The following is a 3352-nucleotide window of genomic DNA, read 5'->3' as shown; positions in this document are numbered from 1 at the left end:
GGAGCAGCTTGCGGTGCAGCTTGATGTACTAAAGCCCATAGGCATGCTTTTTCACCGGAAATATGAAGCGGCCAAGGCGGACGGCAGCATCCGCACCGATCTCCCGGAAGAGGAATTGTTCACCACCATCACCCTGACCATGCTGGGCATGGCGGAACGGTACGCGCAAGGAATCGTATGGGCAAACAACCATACAGGCGACTATGGGAAGGAACTGTCCCACCTGAAGGACATGCTGCTGGCATGGGCCAGGGGCCCATCGAAGTGAAAAGGAATCATGAAGGGATACCCCTTCATGATAGGATGTTCCATCCCATCAAAACTTTTGACCACACGCCAATTATGAAGGAGGAAACAGAAATGAAGAAAAAAGCAATCAGTATTCTGCTGACGCTGGCCATGTGCCTGAGCTTACTGCCCGCCACGGCGCTGGCGGAAGGTGCGGATGACTACTACACCGATGTGCTGATCCCATGGAATCAGACACTGGATGGTGAGGTTCTCGACAGCAGAGGAACCTTAACGTCTGCGGCGTATGTGGCGGACAACGGCATCTACGAGATCTGGGCGGGCGGCAATGTCCTCCAGCTCCAGGCATACAAAGAACAAACGAATGGTGTTATGTCTGACGTTCAGTACGCGTTCTATGAAAAGACGACCACGATCACGACCAACACCGAAGGCGTCCGGTTCCGTTTTCATGTGGTCGACGAGACGCACATTACCATCCAGTGCATCGGCAATGCCGCGCCCTATTATAATCAGACGCAATACATTTTCCCACAATACAATCAGCCCATTGACGGCATGTATCTCGGCTGGAACAGCGTGTCCGATGTCTTTCTTTCGGATGAGCCGGTGCTGATCGAGCTCAAAGATAACGATCTGAAGTGCGTCAGCACCGGCAGGCGCCTGTTTAGCTATGGCTATCCCAAGTTCAGAAAGATGCAGGAGACCCTGTCCGTCAAAAAGGTGCAGACCTTTACCTATGACGGCACCGTGAAGCTGCCGGTCATTACCGGCACGAACAATAATCCCCAGCGGACATCGGAGGTCAATTACGGCCTGAACGGCAATGATACCTGGTACACCAAGCCCAAGGCAACGGAAGACGCCGGTTTCCGCAAGGATGGTTCGTATACGGCGTATATTCGAGTCACACGCCAAAAGGTCACAAGCTCCGGCGTCAGCGGTCAAGACACTTTTGTGTTCGGCCCGATCACGGTCAATATCGTGGCGCAGGCGCAGATCACCAGAGATGCTGCCGCCATTGCGGGACTGACCTATAACGGCAAGACGCAGGAACTGGTGTCCCCCGCGAATGGCACCGGCGGTACCGTGAAGTACAGCATGGACAATGCTAACTGGAGTACGGACATCCCGACGGCGAGAGAATCCGGAACCTATACGGTCTACTATAAGGTCTTCGGCGAAACGTTCAACGACGGAACCTCAACCGTTCCGATCAGCGACAGCGAAACAAAAAGCGTTTCCGTCACCATCGCGAAACAGGCGTTGAAGTTGAATTCGGATGAGGTGAAGCAGAATCAAGTTAAATACTTCACAGGAAGGAAGCTCTCTCCGCCCTGCATGAAAGAAGGCGAGTATGGTACTACAAGCAAAATTATCCCTGCTGATGCAATTACCTATGGCGGGAACTATTTGGAATCCGCTGTCGGGGAATATACCGCAACAGTTCAGCCATCTTCCAACTATACCTGGAAGGACGGGAGCACCAACTCGGTCTCTCTGAATTGGAAAATCAGTAGCAGGATTATTAATCTAACGGGCGTCACAGCGGAGAGCCGCCCCTATGAAGCAGGGAATCTCAATGTAAACGTCACATGGGATGGAACGATTCGTCCGATCACTATCGATGATGATGCGCAGAACGCGCTGGATGAGGCGCTGAGAGACGGGAAGTTCACCATAACGGTTGACCCCATCGGCGTGATGGAGGATGATGCGGTTGGTACGAATAAGAAGGTGAGGGTTAAAGCGACGATGACGGGTACGGATGAGTACCTCAATGGCATTAAGCTGAATTACATCGGCGGCTCTGACCACCAGCTTTACGTATTTAACTGCGCGAACATTACGAAGCCGGAATACACCCTGATCGCGCCCACGGCGGCAGAGAACCTGACCTATGACGGCGCCGAAAAGGCGCTGCTGACCACCGGCGCCTCCAGCCAGGAGGAGACCAGCGGCGTGACCGGCATCACCTATTCGTACCGGCTGGGCACAGACGGCGCGTGGAGCGCTGACATCCCCACCGCAAGCGCTGCCGGCACCTATGACGTATATTACCGGGCAAATGAAACGACCAACTATGCGGAAACGGTCTGCGAAACCCCTGTCCAGGTGACCATCAAGCCCTGTGAAATTGCGCTGCCCACGGACGATGATCTTGAGGCAGCCACTTACAATGGAAGCGAGCAGACGGCGTCCCTGAAAGAAAGCTATGCGTACCACGACAAGGTGGCGTTCACCGCCGGGCAGGTGCAGACCAACGCCAACACCTACAGCGTAACGCTCCAGCTTAAAGACAGCAACTATACCTGGCCGAACGCTCAGACCACCTGCACCCTGAACTGGACCATCGCCCCCAAGACCATCGGTATCCAATGGGGCAACAACGCTCTGACCTACAACGGCAGTGAGCAGGCTCCCACCGCCACGGCCACCGGGCTGGTGAATAGCGACACTTGCACCATCACCGTCACCGGCGGTGAGACCAACGCGGGCGAAAACTATACCGCCACGGCGACGGCAGTTGGCAACACAAACTACAAACTGCCTGACAGCGGTACCACCCAGACATTTACCATCAACCCCAAGGCGGTCACCGTGAGCATTGATTCCAAGAGTAGCGCCTACGGCGTGGCCATCGCGGAGCTGACCGCCACGGATGACGGCATCGTGCCCGGCGACACCGGTGTGTATACCCTGTCCACCTCCGCCACTTCTTCCAGCCCTGTGGGCAGCTATGACATCACCGGAACATCCAATTCCGGGAACTACGACTTTACCTTTACCGGCGGTACCAATGCCTACACCATCACCGCGGCGTCCCTGTCTCCCTCCGTCACCCTGGACGGCTGGACCTACGGCGATACACCCAAAGGCCCTGTGGTGACCGGCAACACAGAGAACGGCGAAGTCACCTACCTGTATAAGGTCTGGAGTGCTTCCGATGAAACCTATTCGCCAACCGTCCCCACCGAGGCTGGCAAATACTCCGTGAAGGCCACCATCGCCGCCACCGCCAACTATCAGCAAGATGTGGTTTACGACGATTTTACCATTGTACCCAAGGTTCTGACCGTCACCGGCCTGACGGCCACCGATC

At 55.3% G+C, this 3352-nt stretch carries 1 protein-coding gene and 1 pseudogene; both read left to right on the top strand.

Annotated features, from left to right (window positions below; genetic code table 11):
• A pseudogene (locus ACTQ34_RS17645) lies at positions 1–268 on the top strand (hypothetical protein); the annotation flags it as partial.
• Positions 269–360: 92 nt separating this feature from the next.
• The coding region (locus ACTQ34_RS17640) for an MBG domain-containing protein (protein WP_441364908.1) at positions 361–3352 on the top strand (2992 nt) is incomplete at its 3' end.

Source organism: Agathobaculum sp. LCP25S3_E8, from assembly GCF_052117165.1.
GTDB lineage: Bacteria > Bacillota > Clostridia > Oscillospirales > Butyricicoccaceae > Agathobaculum.
This window is presented reverse-complemented; position numbering and strand designations above follow the sequence as displayed.